General features: G+C 59.8%; 15 protein-coding genes. 7 read left to right on the top strand and 8 right to left on the bottom strand.

The genetic code is table 11. From position 1 onward, the window contains the following. Positions 1-43: 43 nt before the first annotated feature. Both patD and ET34_RS0103055 read right to left on the bottom strand, forming a co-directional pair. Positions 44-1,468: an aminobutyraldehyde dehydrogenase gene (gene patD / locus ET34_RS0103060; RefSeq protein ID WP_031519372.1), complete on the bottom strand. Its 1,425-nt coding sequence runs from the start codon at positions 1,466-1,468 to the stop codon at positions 44-46. Positions 1,469-1,680: 212 nt separating this feature from the next. Further along, positions 1,681-3,099 carry an aminotransferase-like domain-containing protein gene (locus tag ET34_RS0103055; RefSeq protein WP_031519370.1) on the bottom strand — a complete coding sequence of 473 codons (1,419 nt, stop codon included), beginning with the start codon at positions 3,097-3,099 and terminating at the stop codon, positions 1,681-1,683. A 208-nt stretch (positions 3,100-3,307) separates the two neighbouring features. On the opposite strand from ET34_RS0103055, the gene ET34_RS0103050 reads away from it, so the two are divergent. The 3 genes from ET34_RS0103050 to ET34_RS21480 are packed head-to-tail and all read left to right on the top strand — an operon-like array spanning position 3,308 to position 5,876. Further along, positions 3,308-4,717, top strand: coding sequence for a cytochrome ubiquinol oxidase subunit I (locus ET34_RS0103050; protein ID WP_031519368.1), 1,410 nt, complete (start codon positions 3,308-3,310; stop codon positions 4,715-4,717). Further along, positions 4,717-5,727 (top strand): cytochrome d ubiquinol oxidase subunit II, encoded by a 1,011-nt coding sequence (cydB, locus tag ET34_RS0103045; protein WP_031519366.1) that lies wholly within the window; start codon positions 4,717-4,719, stop codon positions 5,725-5,727. The genes ET34_RS0103050 and cydB overlap by 1 nt, the downstream gene beginning before the upstream one ends. After that, on the top strand, positions 5,727-5,876 hold the full coding sequence (locus ET34_RS21480) for a DUF2474 domain-containing protein (RefSeq protein ID WP_072001948.1): 150 nt from the start codon (positions 5,727-5,729) through the stop codon (positions 5,874-5,876). The genes cydB and ET34_RS21480 overlap by 1 nt, the downstream gene beginning before the upstream one ends. Positions 5,877-6,046: 170 nt before the next feature. On the opposite strand, the gene ET34_RS0103035 is transcribed toward ET34_RS21480, so the two are convergent. Continuing rightward, positions 6,047-8,017 (bottom strand): peptidase U32 family protein, encoded by a 1,971-nt coding sequence (locus ET34_RS0103035; protein ID WP_031519365.1) that lies wholly within the window; start codon positions 8,015-8,017, stop codon positions 6,047-6,049. Positions 8,018-8,257: 240 nt separating this feature from the next. Continuing rightward, positions 8,258-8,794 carry a helix-turn-helix domain-containing protein gene (locus ET34_RS0103030; protein WP_031519363.1) on the bottom strand — a complete coding sequence of 179 codons (537 nt, stop codon included), beginning with the start codon at positions 8,792-8,794 and terminating at the stop codon, positions 8,258-8,260. A gap of 93 nt (positions 8,795-8,887) precedes the next feature. On the opposite strand from ET34_RS0103030, the gene ET34_RS0103025 reads away from it, so the two are divergent. Continuing rightward, entirely contained in the window at positions 8,888-10,051 is a 1,164-nt protein-coding gene (locus ET34_RS0103025) for a benzoate/H(+) symporter BenE family transporter (protein WP_031519362.1), read from the top strand. A gap of 33 nt (positions 10,052-10,084) precedes the next feature. Here the strand turns inward: ET34_RS0103025 and ET34_RS0103020 are convergent, their stop codons facing one another. After that, positions 10,085-10,756, bottom strand: coding sequence for a DUF3313 domain-containing protein (locus ET34_RS0103020; RefSeq protein WP_031519360.1), 672 nt, complete (start codon positions 10,754-10,756; stop codon positions 10,085-10,087). A gap of 201 nt (positions 10,757-10,957) precedes the next feature. Beyond that, positions 10,958-12,553 carry an ABC transporter substrate-binding protein gene (locus ET34_RS0103015; protein WP_031519358.1) on the bottom strand — a complete coding sequence of 532 codons (1,596 nt, stop codon included), beginning with the start codon at positions 12,551-12,553 and terminating at the stop codon, positions 10,958-10,960. A 117-nt stretch (positions 12,554-12,670) separates the two neighbouring features. Here ET34_RS0103015 and pepT point away from each other — a divergent pair, with 117 nt between their 5' ends. After that, entirely contained in the window at positions 12,671-13,933 is a 1,263-nt protein-coding gene (pepT, locus tag ET34_RS0103010) for a peptidase T (protein ID WP_051640447.1), read from the top strand. Here pepT and tehB read toward each other — a convergent pair. Beyond that, on the bottom strand, positions 13,893-14,486 hold the full coding sequence (gene tehB, locus ET34_RS0103005; protein WP_031519354.1) for a tellurite resistance methyltransferase TehB: 594 nt from the start codon (positions 14,484-14,486) through the stop codon (positions 13,893-13,895). The genes pepT and tehB overlap by 41 nt on opposite strands. Positions 14,487-14,605: 119 nt before the next feature. Between tehB and ydcK the strand changes: the two genes are divergently transcribed. Beyond that, the gene (gene ydcK / locus ET34_RS0103000; RefSeq protein ID WP_031519352.1) at positions 14,606-15,586 is read left to right on the top strand and encodes a YdcK family protein; all 981 of its coding nucleotides are present in this window, start codon (positions 14,606-14,608) and stop codon (positions 15,584-15,586) included. On the opposite strand, the gene rimL is transcribed toward ydcK, so the two are convergent. After that, entirely contained in the window at positions 15,571-16,143 is a 573-nt protein-coding gene (gene rimL, locus ET34_RS0102995; RefSeq protein WP_031519350.1) for a 50S ribosomal protein L7/L12-serine acetyltransferase, read from the bottom strand. The two genes, ydcK and rimL, sit on opposite strands and share 16 nt — an antisense overlap. A gap of 77 nt (positions 16,144-16,220) precedes the next feature. On the opposite strand from rimL, the gene ET34_RS0102990 reads away from it, so the two are divergent. After that, the gene (locus tag ET34_RS0102990) at positions 16,221-16,619 is read left to right on the top strand and encodes a VOC family protein (RefSeq protein WP_031519349.1); all 399 of its coding nucleotides are present in this window, start codon (positions 16,221-16,223) and stop codon (positions 16,617-16,619) included. The last annotated feature ends 20 nt before the right edge of the window (positions 16,620-16,639 follow it).

Here is a 16,639-nt window from a genome sequence, read left to right as displayed (position 1 = left end):
AAAACCGCCCGCAGGCGGTTATGGTTACGATTAGCTGCCGCGGTCAGTGTTTTATCATCACGTGGCGTACCGTGGTGTAATCTTCCAGCCCGTAGAGCGACATATCTTTGCCGTAGCCGGAGTGTTTCTGGCCGCCGTGGGGCATTTCGCTGACCAGCATAAAGTGGGTGTTAACCCAGGTGCAGCCGTACTGCAGCCTGGCGCTGACGCGATGGGCGCGCCCGACGTCACGAGTCCAGACCGATGATGCCAGCCCGTACTCTGAATCATTCGCCCAGTCTATAACCTGCGCCTCGTCGTCAAAGGCCGTGACGCTCACTACCGGGCCAAACACCTCACGCTGGACGATCTCATCCTCCTGCTTCGCCCCGGCCAGCAACGTCGGCTGGAAGAAGTAGCCGCTGCCCGCGACCTTTTCACCACCGGTCACCACGCGGATGTGCGGCAGCGCTTTCGCTTTTTCGACGGCAGCGGCTACCCGCTCCAGGTGTGCCAGCGAGCTGAGCGGCCCGAGTTCGGTTTCAGCATCATCGGGCGCGCCCTGTTTCAGGCTGGCGACCGCCGCACCCAGCTTTTCAACCAGCGTATCGTGTATGGCACGATGCGCGTAGATACGGCAGGCGGCGGTACAGTCCTGGCCGGCGTTGTAATAGCCGAACGTGCGAACCCCTTCCACGACCGCATCGATATCCGCGTCATCAAACACGATCACCGGGGCTTTGCCGCCCAGCTCCATATGGGTGCGCTTAATCGACGAGGCGGTATGCCCGATGATGTGTTCCCCGGTGGCGATGGAGCCGGTCAGGGACACCATCCGCACTTTCGGATGACCGGTCAGCGCATCACCGACAGTCTGGCCGCGGCCAAACAGGACATTCAGCACCCCGGCAGGCAGAATGTCTTTTGCCAGCTCCGCCAGCTTAAAGGTCGTCAGCGGCGTGATTTCGGAGGGTTTAATCACCACGCAGTTTCCCGCCGCCAGCGCCGGTGCCAGTTTCCAGGCGGCCATCATCAGCGGGTAGTTCCAGGGTGCGATGGACGCGACGACGCCCAGCGGATCGCGGCGGATCATTGAGGTATGGCCTTCAAGATATTCCCCGGCGGCCAGCCCGTTCAGGCAGCGCGCCGCGCCGGCAAAAAAGCGGAACACGTCCACCACGGCGGGCAGCTCGTCGTTGATTACGCAGTGATAAGGCTTGCCGCAGTTGCGCGACTCCAGCCGGGCGAAGATCTCGGCGTTCTCCTCGATGGTGTCCGCCAGCGCCAGCAGCGCTTCGGCGCGGGCTTTTGGGGTGCAGTGTCCCCATTCGGCAAAGGCAGCATCGGCAGCGCGTACCGCCTCGTCAACCTGCGCTGCGGTCGCCTCGGCAATCTCCAGCAGCACCTCACCAGTGGCCGGGTTGAACACCGGCAGCTTTGCACCGCCCCCCTCCACCAGACTTCCATTTATCAACAGCTGGCTTTGCATCGTGATCCCCTCGCTATCAAGGCCCGGACCCATTCGTCAGGTATATGAAAAACAGTAGCCTTCGGCACGTCGACGCACCGCCCGACGCGCGGATTTTTACTCACGATGTGACGAAGCGCACTGTGTGACAACGAAGCCCGGTAACGGCGTTACGGGCTCGCTGTTTACAGTGTAGATAGCCGTGCTGAGAAAGCGGCAGGCATCATCATTTCCTATGACTTACTGCCGGACATCTCGCGCACCAGCCGCGCCAGGGTTTCCACCGCCTGGCCTTCACGATCGCCCCACTCCCAGGAGGCGTTGAAGCGGAAGAAGTGGTGCCAGGTGTTACTGGTGCTGAACATTTTTCCCGGTGCGATGCTGATGTTGTGCTGCAGCGCCCGCTCGCTCAGTACGCTGGCATCCAGGTGGGCGGGAAGCTCCAGCCAGAGAAAATAGCCGCTGTCGCTGCGGTGGATCTTCACCTCCGGCGGCATGACGCGCTGTAGCGTCTGCCACGCCTGATGCTTGCGCTGTGCCAGCTGGCGGCGCAGACGGCGCAGATGAGTGTCGTAGCGTTTGGTCGCCAGGTAATCCACCAGGGCGAGCTGCATCGGCGAACTGGTGGAGAGCGTGCTCATCAGCTGCAGCTGCTGAATGCGGCGCGCATGTTTCCCGGCTGCCACCCAGCCGATGCGAAACCCGGCAACCAGGCATTTCGAAAACGACGAGCAGTGCAGCGTGTTGCCCAGCTCATCAAACGCCCGGGCCGGCAGCGGCTTATCGCGCCCGTAATAGAGCTCGCTGTAGACATCGTCCTCAATCAGCGCCACGTTGTGCGCCGCCAGCAGCGCAACCAGCTTGCGCTTTTTCTCCGGGCTGAGGGTAAAGCCGAGCGGATTCTGGCTGTTGGTCATCAGCCAGCAGGCTTTCACCGGATAGCTGTTGAGCGCCTCTTCCAGCGCGGCGAGATCGATCCCCTCCTGCACATCGGTGGCAACCGAGAGCGCTTTCAGACGCAGCCGCTCCAGCGCCTGTAGCGCGCCGTAGAAACAGGGATTTTCCACAATCACCCAGTCCCCCGGCTCGGTCACGGCCTGCAGGCTCAGGTTGAGGGCTTCCAGCGCCCCGGCGGTGATGACAATTTCATCCGGAGAGACCGTCATCCCCTGCAGGGCGTAGCGCCGGGCAATGGCGTGGCGCAGCGCTTCGTTGCCGGGGGGCAGGTTCTCGATCACGCTCATGGCGGTGGCGGTTTTACTGACGTTAGCCAGCGAGCGGTTGAGCTGGGCCTGCGGGAACAGTCGCGGGTCGGGAAACGCCGAGCCGAACGGCACCACCGCCGCGTTAGTACTGGCCTGCAGGACGTCAAAGATATAGGTGTTGATGTCAACAGCTTCATCACGCATCACCTGGGCGGGCGCGATGGGTTTACGCTTCGGCGGCGTCGGGGCGACGTAATAGCCGGACTGCGGACGCGCGACGATCGCACCCTGCCCCTCCAGCACCTGATAGGCGTGGCTGACGGTCATAAAACTGATCCCGCTGCTGGCCACCTGCTCACGCAGGGACGGCAGCCGGTCACCGGGCTGCCAGACGCCAAGGGCGATCTGGTCGGCTATCTGCTGCGCCAGCCGCTGATATTTTTTCATACGCGCTCCCCGGGAGGCTGACCCGGAATAACAACACCTTAGCCAGACCACCGTGCGGGAAAACGCGCTGCCGTCTGGCTATAACAGAGTGTTAAAACTACACTTTTTTCACTAACTGTTATAGTCAAATAACCCATTTCTGATTCTGCTCCCGATTGTCAGCACTGTTTATCATGTGCAGGACACAAGAATGTCATGAGGATTGTGCATGTTTGGTTTAGACGCGTTTATGTTGGCAAGGATACAGTTCGCTTTTACTGTCTCTTTCCATATCATTTTTCCCGCCATCACCATCGGGCTTGCCAGCTATCTGGCGGTGCTCGAAGGCCTGTGGCTGAAAACAAAAAATCCGGTATGGCGCTCGCTGTACCACTTCTGGTCGAAAATCTTCGCGGTTAACTTCGGGATGGGCGTGGTGTCCGGTCTGGTAATGGCCTACCAGTTCGGTACTAACTGGAGCGGCTTCTCGGAGTTTGCCGGGAGTATCACCGGGCCGTTGCTGACCTATGAAGTGCTGACTGCCTTCTTCCTTGAAGCCGGTTTCCTCGGCGTGATGCTGTTTGGCTGGAACAAAGTCGGGCCTGGCCTGCACTTTTTCGCAACCTGTATGGTGGCGCTCGGCACGCTGATGTCCACCTTCTGGATCCTCGCGTCTAACAGCTGGATGCACACCCCGCAGGGCTACGAGGTGATGAATGGTCAGGTGGTGCCGGTGGACTGGTTCGCGGTCATCTTCAACCCGTCGTTCCCGTATCGCCTGTTCCATATGTCGATTGCGGCGTTCCTCAGTAGCGCCCTGTTTGTCGGCGCGTCGGCGGCCTGGCATCTGCTGCGCGGCAACGACTCGCCGGCAATCCGCAAAATGTTCTCAATGGCGCTGTGGATGGCGCTGCTGGTTGCCCCCATTCAGGCGATGGTCGGTGACATGCACGGCTTAAACACCCTGAAACACCAGCCGGCAAAAATCGCCGCCATCGAAGGCCACTGGGAAAACCCGCCGGGCGAAGCCACGCCGCTGTTGCTGTTTGGCCTGCCGGATATGGAAGAGGAGCGCACCAAATACGGGCTGGAAATTCCGAAGCTGGGTAGCCTGATCCTGACCCACAGCCTTACCGAGCAGGTGCCGGCGCTGAAGGAGTTCCCGAAAGATGAGCGCCCGAACTCCACTATCGTGTTCTGGTCGTTCCGCATCATGGTGGGCATGGGCTTCCTGATGATCGGTCTGGGCCTGATCGCTCTGTGGCTGCGCTATAAGGGCCGCCTCTATCACTCGCGCCCGTTCCACCACTTCGCGCTGTGGATGGGGCCGTCAGGGCTGATTGCCATTCTTGCCGGGTGGGTGACCACCGAGGTGGGACGCCAGCCGTGGGTAGTGTACGGCCTGCTGCGCACCCGCGATGCGGTGTCGGCTCACGGCGATCTGCACATGAGTCTCAGCCTGCTGACCTTTATCGTGGTCTACACCTCGGTGTTTGGCGTCGGCTATCTCTATATGGTGCGGCTGATCAAGAAAGGCCCGGAAGCGGTCGACAGCATTCCGTCCTCCACCACCGGCACCCCTGCCCGTCCGCTTTCGGCGGCTGGCGACAGACTGGAACAGACTGAGGAGCAAAAATAATGGGTATCGATCTCTCCATTATCTGGTTCGTCATCATCGTCTTCTCCACGCTGATGTATATCGTCATGGACGGGTTCGATCTCGGGATCGGTATTCTCTTCCCGTTTATCCGCGACCCGCATGACCGTGACGTGATGGTTAACACCGTCGCACCGGTCTGGGACGGCAACGAAACCTGGCTGGTGCTGGGCGGTGCCGGTCTGTTCGGTGCTTTCCCGCTGGCCTACGCAGTGATTATCGATGCACTGACAATCCCGCTCACCGCCATGCTGATTGGCCTGATTTTCCGTGGCGTGGCGTTTGAGTTCCGTTTCAAGGCCACCGAATCGCACCGCCCGTTCTGGGATATCTCGTTCCTCGCCGGGTCGATTCTGGCGACCTTCAGCCAGGGCGTGGCGGTGGGTGCGGTGATCAACGGCTTCCCGGTGGAAGGCCGCACCTTTGCCGGCGGCGCGCTCGACTGGCTGACGCCGTTCAACCTGTTTTGCGGCCTCGGCCTGGTTGTCGCCTACGCGCTGCTGGGTGCCAGCTGGCTGGTGATGAAGAGTGAAAATCCGCTGCAGGACAAGATGCGCGCGGTGGCAAAACCGCTGCTGCTGGCGCTGCTGGTGACCATCGCCATCATCAGCGCCTGGACGCCGCTGACGCACCCGGCCATCTCAGAGCGCTGGTTCAGCTTCCCGAACCTGTGGTTCCTGATGCCGGTCCCGGTGCTGGTGGTGCTGTTCAGCCTGTGGCTATGGCGCTGCCTGAATAACCTGAACAGCCATACTCTGGCATTTGTGCTGACGCTGGGCCTGATTTTCCTCGGCTTCAGCGGGCTTGGCATCAGCATCTGGCCGCACATCATCCCGCCGTCCATCACCATCTGGCAGGCCGCAGCACCGCCAGCAAGCCAGGGCTTTATGCTGGTCGGCGCACTGCTGATTATCCCGGTGATCCTGGTCTACACCTTCTGGAGCTACTACGTGTTCCGCGGCAAAGTCCAGCATGGGGAGGGTTACCATTGATGAGTGAACATAAAACGGCTGAGCATAACCCCCTGTGGAAACGGCTGCTGTGGATGGTGGTGCTGTGGGGCGGTAGCGTGCTGGCCCTGACGCTGGTCGGCATGTTCTTCAGGGTGCTAATGACGGCGGCGGGGTTTAAGTCGCATTAACGAACAAGGGAGGCGAAAGCCTCCCTTTTTTTTCCTGTGTAGCACAGGTCAGCGTAACCGGCCTTCTGCATCGCCACGGCGGGTGCGCAGGCTTACTCGTCCCGGGGTTGCCTGCTATGCGTAGGGTGGGTAAGCGCAGCGCACCCACCTGCAAAAAACGCCGGGTGAACTCAGGCGGACGCGCCTTTGCGCTTCGGCAGCGTCTTCATCAGGTCGTCGGCGCTGATGGAGGCGACCACGCTGCCCGGCAGCGGCATTTTCAGGATGTGGTTTTTCATCTTGCCAATTACATGCATCTCACACGGACGGCAGTCGAATTTCAGGGTCAGCACCTCGTCGCCGTTAATCAGCTGCATCGGCGTGGCCTTCCAGCTCTTGATATTGCCTTTCGCCTGTTTCGGGCACAGGTTAAAGGCGAAGCGCAGGCAGTGCTTGGTGATCATCACCGGCACGTCGCCCTTCTCTTCATGCGCTTCATAAGCGGCATCAATCAGCTGCACGCCGTAGCGGTGATAGAACTCGCGCGCTTTGTGGTTGTAGACGTTCGCCAGGAACGACAGGTGCGTTTCCGGGTAAACCGGTGCCGGATCGCTCACTGATTTACGCAGGCCGCGCGGATATGCCGCCAGACGCGCTGCATCCAGCACCTCAACCGCATCGCGGCGCAGCTGGTTAAGCTGGCTGTTCGGCACAAACAGCGCACCCGGCAGATTCACCTGCAGATCGCGGGCGTAGTAAATGGTCTGGCCGAGTTTCGCCAGGCCGTCCTGCAGGTTCGCCAGCGCCTTCTCCGCGTTGGTGGCCTCATCGAACTGCCCGTCAAGGGTTTGGGTAACGCTGACACCGTCTTCGCTGGTGAGAGTCAGAATCAGCTGCTCCTGCCAGCCGCTGAGTTCGATATCCAGCGCGATACGCCGCTCGCTGGAGGTTTTCAGCAGCGCCTGCTGCCAGTTGTGATCGAGGTTGCGGTTGAGCGCGTGATGCGGACGCAGATTTTTTAGCCCGTCCGGCATCTCGTTCGGGAATACGCGATAGCGGTTGTCACCGGTCTTCTGCGCCACGTTGACGCGAAAACCTACCACTTCGCGTTTAATCATCACGTTCAGCCCGTCGCCGTTAGCCAGCGGTTCGGTGGTTTCCACGTCGAGATGATCTTTACCCACTTTCAGCACTTCCCCCACCGGCAGACCGATAAATTTCGGTGAGTCGAAGGCACCGATGTCGATCTTGCGGGCGTTGACGAAGTAGTCGGTGCTACCGCGATGGAAGGTTTTGTCGGTGGACGGCACGAAGAAGTGCTCGGTGCGCCCGGCCGAACACCGCGCCAGGTCGCCGCGATCCTCGATAATCGCGTCCAGCATCTGACGATAGTGCGCGGTGATGTTCTTCACGTAGCTCATATCTTTATAGCGCCCTTCGATTTTGAAGGAGCGCACCCCGGCATCAATCAGCGCCGCCAGGTTCTCAGTCTGATCGTTATCTTTCATCGACAGCAGGTGTTTGTCGTAGGCCACCACACGCCCCTGATCGTCTTTCAGGGTGTAGGGCAGACGGCAGGCCTGGGAGCAGTCGCCGCGGTTGGCGCTGCGTCCGGTATGGGCGTGAGAGATGTTGCACTGACCGGAATAGGCCACGCAGAGCGCACCGTGAATAAAGAACTCAATGGTGGCGTCAGTATGCTCGTGAATGGCTTTGATCTGCTGAAGGTTCAGCTCGCGCGCCAGTACGATCTGCGAGAACCCGGCATCGGAAAGGAACTTCGCTTTCTCCACCGTGCGGATGTCGCACTGGGTACTGGCGTGCAGCTCAATCGGCGGGATGTCCAGCTCCAGCACGCCCATATCCTGCACGATCAGCGCATCCACCCCGGCCTGCCAGAAATCGGTGATCAGGCGCTGCGCCGGCTCCAGCTCGTCATCATGCAGAATGGTATTCAGGGTGACAAACACCTTCGCACCGTAGCGATGGGCGAACGGCACCAGCTCAGCGATGTCGCGCAGGCTGTTGCTGGCATTATGGCGGGCGCCAAAGCCAGGGCCGCCGATGTAGACGGCGTCAGCACCGTGAAGGATGGCTTCACGGGCGATAGCGGCGTCGCGAGCCGGGCTGAGCAGTTCGAGGTGAGAAGATGGCAGGCGCATAGTTAATTATTATCCGGGATGTCGAAAGGCGGCTATTGTAGTCAGAAGCCCGTCACAGGGGAATAGCTGCGCGCCCGGCAATGCTATTTCCGTCAGCCGGCAAAGCAGCGGTGAATTTGTTATTTCCCCGGCGCGCACCGCAGGGGTAGGCTGAAGTGGTTTTCCGGACTGTTACCTCCCGATCGCACTGTCGTTGTGATCCGTCGTTGTTTACCGCAAGCCAGGTGCTTGCGGTTTTTTTTAGCGCGGCGGCGGATAGTGGATCAGCGAGTGAAACAGCACCGGCTCTGGCTGAGCATTGCGGTATGCGTGTGGCGTATCACCGGCAAAGCGCAGCCCCTCTCCGCTATGTAACGTCCGCCACTCGCCCGCCGTCTGCAGCTCCAGCACGCCGTGGATCACCACCACATGTTCAGTTACCCCAGCCTCATGAGGCGTGGAGTCGCTCTGCGCGCCCGGCGCGAGGGTGATGGCGAAATAGTCGAAGCGCAGTTGCTCATCAAACGGAAACAGCGGCGCGATGCTCATGCCGTTCTGCTGCGGATCGTACACCGGCCGCGGCGGGGTATCAGCCGATGAAATAAAGTGCGACAGCGGTACGTTAAGCCCGGTAGCGATCTTCCACAGCGTCGCGACCGTCGGGCTGGACTCATTACGTTCGATCTGCCCCAGCATCGCTTTCGACACGCCGGTAACGGCGGCAGCCTGGGTCAGGCTCAGCCCGCGGTCGTGCCGCAGCTGTTTCAGCGTGGCGGCAAGGTGATGTGTGATATCCATAGCGTCCTCCTGTGAGGCGGAAGTATACCGGGTTGTGCGCTATAGCGCACGGTGCTACATTCACCGGACGTTATAACGCACAAGCGAGACACTATGCGCGCATTTTCTCTTCCCCTGCCCACGCTGTTGGCCGGGTTTGTGGCGGTGCTGGTCGGGTACGCCAGTTCCGCCGCCATTATCTGGCAGGCCGCTCACGCCGCCGGTGCGTCCCCGGAGGTGATTGCCGGCTGGATGACGATGCTCGGAATCGGTATGGGGGTCAGTACGCTGGTGCTGACGCTCTGGTTTCGCGCCCCGGTGCTGACTGCCTGGTCAACCCCCGGCGCGGCGCTGCTCGCCACCAGCCTGGAAGACGTCTCGCTCAATGAGGCGATTGGGGTGTTTATGTTCGCCTCGGCGCTGATTGTATTGTGCGGCGTAACGGGCCTGTTTGCCCGGCTGATGAAGGTGATACCCCACTCGCTGGCGGCGGCGATGCTGGCGGGGATCCTGCTGCGGTTTGGCCTTCAGGCTTTTTCCTCGATGCAGGATCATCTCCTGCTGTGCGGCGGGATGTTTATCGCCTGGCTGCTGGCTAAAGCCGTTGCCCCGCGCTATGCCATTGTGGTGACGCTGCTGGTCGGTCTGCTGCTGGCCGCTGCTGGCGGCGACATCGCCACCGGGGCAGTCGCTATTGCGCCGGTGCTGCCCACGTTTATCGCCCCGCATTTTACGTTCTCCACGCTGCTGGGCGTCGGGGTGCCCTTCTTTCTGGTCACCATGGCGTCACAGAACGCGCCCGGTATCGCCACCATGCAGGCTGCGGGCTATCGTCTGCCCGTCTCCACCCTGATGGTGGTGACCGGGGGTATCGCCCTGCTGCTCGCCCCGTTTGGCGTGTTTTCCATCTGTATTGCGGCGATCACCGCCGCCATCTGCCAGAGCCCGGACGCCCATCCTGATGCGGATAAGCGCTGGCTGGCAGCGGCCGCTGCGGGTGGATTTTATCTGCTGGCGGGGGTTGCGGGCGGCTCGATCGCGACGCTGCTGACCGCACTGCCCGAGGCGTGGGTGGTGATGCTCGCCGGGCTGGCATTGCTCGGCACCATCAGCGGCAGCCTGTGGCAGGCGCTGGTTAACGAGTCAGAACGCGATGCGGCGGTGGTGACCTTCCTGGTCACCGCTTCCGGGTTTTCGCTCTGGGGAATCAGCTCAGCGTTCTGGGGCCTGGTGGCCGGTGGCGTCAGCGTCTGGTTGCTGAGGCGCAGAGCTGTCTGAATGGGCTACCCGGCCAGGCCGGGTAGCGTAAGATCACTTCGCGGGCGCGGTGGTAAACATCTCGGCGTCCACCGCCAGATCGTCAATCACGCTTTTCAGGGTGTCCACCGTCATCGGGGTGTTCTCGTTGCGCAGCGTTTTACCGGCACCTTTGCGCACCACTTTCATCACCGGTTGCTGCGTGGCCGCATCAATCAGCTCGCCCTCAAAATAGAGATCGGTGTTCATGGTGCGATGCCCGGTGGCCACCTGGGTGCCGGCCACCACCAGTGCGATCGGCAGCACCTCATACACCTGGAAGCCTTTCTTGCTGCTGTCGACCCCGGTGATAGCCCCACGGAAGATCAGGCTGCGCGGCCCCGGCGTGGTGACCAGCGGTTTACGCTTCGCCGCGGCTTCTTTCATGCGCGTGTTGGTGTAATTCAGCACGCCGTCCAGCATCTCCTGACTCACCTGCGCGGTGGGTTGCGGTGGCGGGTAGAAGACGATGGGGTTATACACCATGCTGTCGTAATTCGCTTCGTTGAAGCCAGGCGCGACCCAGCGCAGCACCGGTTTACCCGACGCGGACGTCGTTTCCTGTAAGTCTGAATAATCCTTTAAAAAACCGGAATACTTATCTGATTGTGTGACGTTTGATGAACAGCCCGCCAGCACCAGTGCGGCGGTAAGCAGTGAGGTTTTGACAAACGGTGATATACGCATTGGTTGTTCCCTATAGATGAGCCCTCAGGCTCTGTATTTATAGTTAACTGCGTCGGCGGCGGCGAGTCTAAAAATGCCTCGATGAGATAATTATAACGGCGCGCACATTTTTCATTCATGGTGTTTATGAATGTGACAAATTATGCGGCGATAAGCTGAGAAATGATAAAAAATACCCCGCGGCTGCGGGGTATGGCGGGATTATTTTTTCACATCGACCTGGTAGAAAATGTGTTTCCCGAACGGGTCCACTTCATAGCCGGTGACGTTATTGCGCACCGGCTCAAAAATGGTCGAGTGGGCAATCATCACCGCGGGCATCTGGTCATGCATCATCTGCTGCGCCTCTTTGTAGAGGGCCGCACGCTGCGACTGCTCGGTGATAGCGCGCGCTTTGATGATCAGATCGTCAAACGGCTTGTAGCACCACTTCGCCGAGTTAGAGCCGCCCTGCGCCGAGGTGCAGGTAAACAGCGGGCCGAAGAAGTTATCCGGATCGCCGGTAGCGGTGGTCCAGCCCATCAGCGCCGCCTGATGCTCGCCGCCCTTCACACGCTTGAGATACTCGCCCCATTCGTAGGTGACCACCTTCGCGGTGACGCCCACCTTCGCCCAGTCGGCCTGAATCATCTCCGCCATGCGTTTGGCGTTCGGGTTATAAGGGCGCTGAACCGGCATTGCCCACAGGTCGATGGTCATGCCATTGGCAAAACCTGCCTCTTTCAGCAGCGCTTTAGCGCGTTCCGGATCGTAGGGGTAATCGGCGCGCTCGGCGTCCGCGCTCCAGACGCCCGGCGGCAGGATGTTTTTCGCCGCGGTACCGGTGCCGTGGAACACCGCATCGATAATTGCCGGTTTGTTGATGGCTAACGCCAGCGCCTGACGCACCTTCACGTTATCCAGCGGCGGCTTCTGGGTGTTGAACGCCAGGAAACCGGTGTTCAGCCCGGCCTTCTGCATCAGGGTAATGTCTTTGTTCTCCCTCATGCGCGGCAGATCCGCCGGATTCGGGAACGGCATCACCTGACACTCATTTTTCTCAAGCTTGGCGAAGCGCACCGACGCGTCCGGAGTGATACTGAACACCAGGCGGTCAAGCTTCGCTTTGCCCTGCCAGTACTCCGGGAAGGCGGTAAAGAGAATGCGCGAATCTTTCTGATAACGCGCGAGTTTGAACGGGCCGGTACCGATCGGCTCCATGTCTACCCGCTCCGGAGTGCCGGCTTTCAGCATCGCGTCGGCGTATTCCGCTGACAGAATCGAGGCAAAATACCAGGCCAGGTCGGCGACAAACGGCGCTTCAGGGTGGGCCAGGGTAAAACGCACGGTATGGTCGTCCACCTTGTCGATGGCAGTAATCAGCTTGCCGAACTCCAGGCTCTCAAAGTTGGAGTAGTTACCGTTGGAGACGTTGTGGTACGGATGTTTTGGGTCCTTCTGGCGCATGAACGAGAAGATCACGTCGTCAGCATTGAAGTCGCGGGTCGGGGTGAAAAACTTGTTGCTCTGAAACTTCACGCCCTTACGCAGATGGAAGGTGTACACCTTACCGTCTTCGCTGACCTCCCACTTCTCCGCCAGGCTCGGCACCAGTTCAGTGGTGCCGGCTTTAAAATCTACCAGCCGGTTGTAGATGGGGACCGCGCTGGCATCCACGCTGGTGCCGGAGGTGTACAGCTGCGGGTTGAAGTTCTCCGGCGATCCTTCGGAGCAATAAACCAGGGTGTTGGCCGCGACAGTGGAACTGACCGTCAGGGCGGCGAAAGCCACAGCAAGTGTGGTGAGTTTGCATCTCATAGCGTTTCCTTCTCTATTTTTATTGCGCCGTAATGAATGCTTGTAGTTTGCCTTTGCATAAATAACATTAAAGTAACAACGCAAACACCTGATAATACAAATAAAGAAGGAATCACTATGTCCTCGCCGCTCGCCAGTCAATTAACCCAGCGTTTCTTCCGCTACCTCGCTATCAGCAGCCAGAGCGATGCCAGAGCCACTACGTTGCCCAGTACGCCGGGCCAGTTCGCCATGGCGCAGGCGCTGGCCGACGAGCTGAAAACGTTCGGGCTGGAAAATATCGTTATTGATGAACACGCCACGGTAACGGCGGTGAAACCGGGCACCGTCGCGGGCGCGCCGCGCGTCGGGTTTATCACGCATATCGATACCGTGGACGTCGGACTGTCGCCGGATATTCATCCGCAGATCCTGCGCTTTGAAGGGGATGATCTCTGTCTCAACGCCGAGCAGGCGATCTGGCTGCGCGTTGCCGAGCATCCTGAAATCCTCAGCTACCCCGGAGAAGAGATTATTTTCAGCGACGGCACCAGCGTGCTGGGGGCGGACAATAAGTCAGCGGTGACGGTGGTGATGACGCTGCTGGAAAACCTGCGTCCTGAGCACCAGCACGGTGACATCGTGGTGGCGTTTGTGCCGGATGAAGAGATTGGCCTGCGCGGTGCCAAAGCGCTGGACCTGGCGCGCTTTGACGTTGATTTCGCCTGGACCATCGACTGCTGCGAGCTGGGTGAAGTGGTGTACGAAAACTTTAACGCCGCCCAGGCGGAGATCCGTTTCCACGGCGTGTCGGCGCATCCGATGTCCGCCAAAGGCGTGCTGGTGAATCCGTTGCTGATGGCCACCGACTACATCAGCCACTTTGACCGCCAGCAGACCCCGGAGCACACCGAGGGCCGCGAGGGATACGTCTGGTTTAATGGCATCTCCGCCAACCAGAATAAAGCGGTATTGCAGGCCAGCATTCGCGATTTCGACCGCGACAGCTTCGCGAAACGCAAAGCGCAGATTGCGGAAGTCGCCGACGCCATTGCCAGCCGCTACCCCACCGCGACGGTGGAGTTTGACATCAGTGACGTCTACAGCAATATCAGCAATGCAATTGGCGAGGATCGCCGCGCCATTGACCTGATTTTTGAAGCGATGGCGCAGCTGGGGATCGCGCCGAAAGTGACGCCGATGCGCGGCGGCACCGACGGGGCCGCGCTCTCGGCGAAGGGATTACTGACGCCTAACTTCTTTACCGGCGCGCACAACTTCCATTCGAAGTTTGAGTTCCTGCCGCTGAAGGCGTTTGAAGCCTCTTATAACGTGGCCCTGCAGGTCTGCCTGCTGGCGGCTAAGCCTTACGCATCAGCGCCGTCGCAAAACGCTGTTTGATACGGTTTCCCTGGGCGTCGGTGCGGTGTAACTCGCCGACGTCCTCGTTGTATTTAATCACTTCCCATCCCGCGTAGTAGTCGCGCAGCTCGCCCTCCTTAAAGCCGAACGGGAACATCTCCAGCTTAGGATAATCGGCGCTGTCCATCGCGGCCACGATCAGGTTATAGCCCCCTGCTACCGTGGCGCGCTGCATATCGCCAATCAGACGTGGGATCGCCTGAGGCTGGAGGAACATCATCACCACCGTGGAGAGAATAAAATCGTACTCGCCGTCGAACGTCAGCGAGTTAAGATCCTGTTCGGCAATTTTCATGCTGTCGAAACCTTCCGCCGCCGCGATCTCGCGCAGGCGAGCCAGGCTACCGGGGTGTTTATCCCATGCGGTCACGTCAAAGCCCTGACTCGCCAGCCACAGGGCGTTGCGCCCGCCGCCGCAGCCAAGATCCAGCGCCCGGCCTGGTTTCACATAGTTAAGCGCATTCAGCACTTCTGAGTGCGTCGCCGTTAAGCCATATTTTTCACTGAAGTAGTTCTCATCGCGATGTGTCATGTCACTCCCCTGTAGCTGATAAGCGAGGCGTAAATTGTATTACCAATGCAACTTCACGTCCAACGGCGGGCGCGGCAATCTCTGCTAGCTTTATGACAGGAGACTGCCGGAGCGCTTTGATGAATAAATATGAGTTAACCGCCGCCTCACAGCGCATCAGCGTTGAGATCGATGGCGAAAATCAGTGGGTGGAACTGCATCAGATCCGCGCCCTGCGCGACTTCAACGATGTTACCGCCGGCAGCTGCGGTGGCTGGGTGGCGGACGGCGCCTGTCTTAGCCAGCAGGGCGACTGCTGGATTTATGCCGAAAACTGTCTGGTGCTGGCGGGGGCGCGCATTGAGGATAACGCCCGGATTACCGGTGCCTGCGTGATTGGCGACGGCGTGCGCATCCGGGAAAACGCCTGGGTCGATAACGCCCGTCTTAGCGACGGCGCCGACATCAGCGGCAGCGCTACGGTGCAGAGTTCGGTGGTGCGCGGCAGCTGTGTCATTACCGACGAGGCACGGGTTATCAACCACAGCGAGGTGTATGCCTCGCAGGGGCTGACCGCCGACGATACGCAGCGGCTGCGGATTTACCAGCAGGCGACGGTGAATCATTCAAAAGTGGTGCACCAGGCGCAGATCTACGGTCGGGCGATGGTGATGCATGCCTTTGTCGAGCATCGCGCCGGGGTGTTTGACGAGGCGCTGGTACAGGGCAACGACGAGAATAGCGTCTGGATCTGCGACTGCGCGCAGGTGTATGGCCGGGCGCACATCCTTGCCGGCAGCGGGGAGGATCAGTGCCCCACCCTGCGCTACAGCACCCGGGTGTATGGCAATGCGCTGATCGAGGGCGACTGCGTTTGCAAGCACCGGGTTGAGATTTACGGCGATGCCATCCTGTGCGGCGGCCCGATCCTGCTGGACGAGGGCGTTAGCGTATACGGCCGCGCCCGCATCAGCGGCGACGTGGTGATTGAGAATCAGGTGACGCTGTGCGATGACGCGCAGGTTGAAGGCGGTCACGGGGAGACGCTGCACCTGCGCGGGGCGAAAACCATCAGCGGGACGCAGCGGGTTACCCGCACGCCGTTCTATGGCGTGTTCTGATCTTCGCCGACTATCCTGGCGTAAATATGCTGGTCGTGGTACGCCCCGTTGAGGTATTCAGCCTGCTTCAGACGCCCCTCAAGGGTGAAGCCGTTGCGCTGGGCTACCCTGTTGCTTGCCGCATTGGTGACGATGCATTTGATGACAAAGCGCCGCACCTCGCCTTTGTCGGCATAGTGCTGCATGATCGTTTGCACGCTATGGCTGATGATGCCCTTCCCCTGCATCGCCTCCGCCAGCCAGTAACCGATATAGGCCGTTTTGTTCAGCGGCTCGATCTGGTTAAAGGACAGCACGCCGCATAACTCATTGCGCCAGAAGATGAGAAACATTTTGGCGTAGCCGCGGTGATGCAGCATATAGTTACCCTGCGCGGTTTTGCGTGTTTCTTCCGGGCCGGTCACATACTGCGGCCAGTTCATCGCCTGCTGCAGATAATCCCGGTTGGCGACGACCAGCGCATACAGCGCATCGACATAGCGCTCGTGCACTGAACACAGCACGATGTCCTCATTCACTCTCAGTTCTTCATCCTGCCACTGCGCGGATTCCTGCATGCCTGCTCCTTTGCCGTCTGGGTCGATGTCTTTCTTTTTACTATAGTTATAAATCGTCATCTACAGGAGGACTGCGAATGGTTGAAGTTAAAGGCGTCGATCATCTGGTGATTTCGGTCAGCGACATGGCGGTATCGCGCCAGTTCTATTCCGGGCTGATGACCTTTCTCGGTTTTGAACTGATGTCCGACGGAGAAAATATGGTGGGCTGGCGCAACGGCGTGACCCGGCTGTGGATTGCCCAGGCCGATGCCCAGGGCCTGAAACACCCTTATCGCAAAGGCGACCCGGGTTTCCACCACTACGCCTGGCAGCTCGACAGTCGTGCGAGCGTGGATGCGCTACAAACCTGGCTTAAAGAACACAACGTACCGATCGCCGATCCTGCCGGAGAATATTACGAGGATTATTACGCAGTATTCTTCCTCGACCCGGACGGTATGAAGCTGGAAGGGATGTACTACGGTAAAGCATAAAAAAACGCCCCATTATCGGG

Origin of the sequence: Siccibacter colletis (assembly GCF_000696575.1) — a bacterium.
In the GTDB taxonomy this organism is placed as follows: Bacteria; Pseudomonadota; Gammaproteobacteria; order Enterobacterales; family Enterobacteriaceae; genus Siccibacter; species Siccibacter colletis.
The sequence above is the reverse complement of the archived record's forward strand: the minus strand, read 5'-3'. Positions and strand labels throughout refer to the sequence as shown.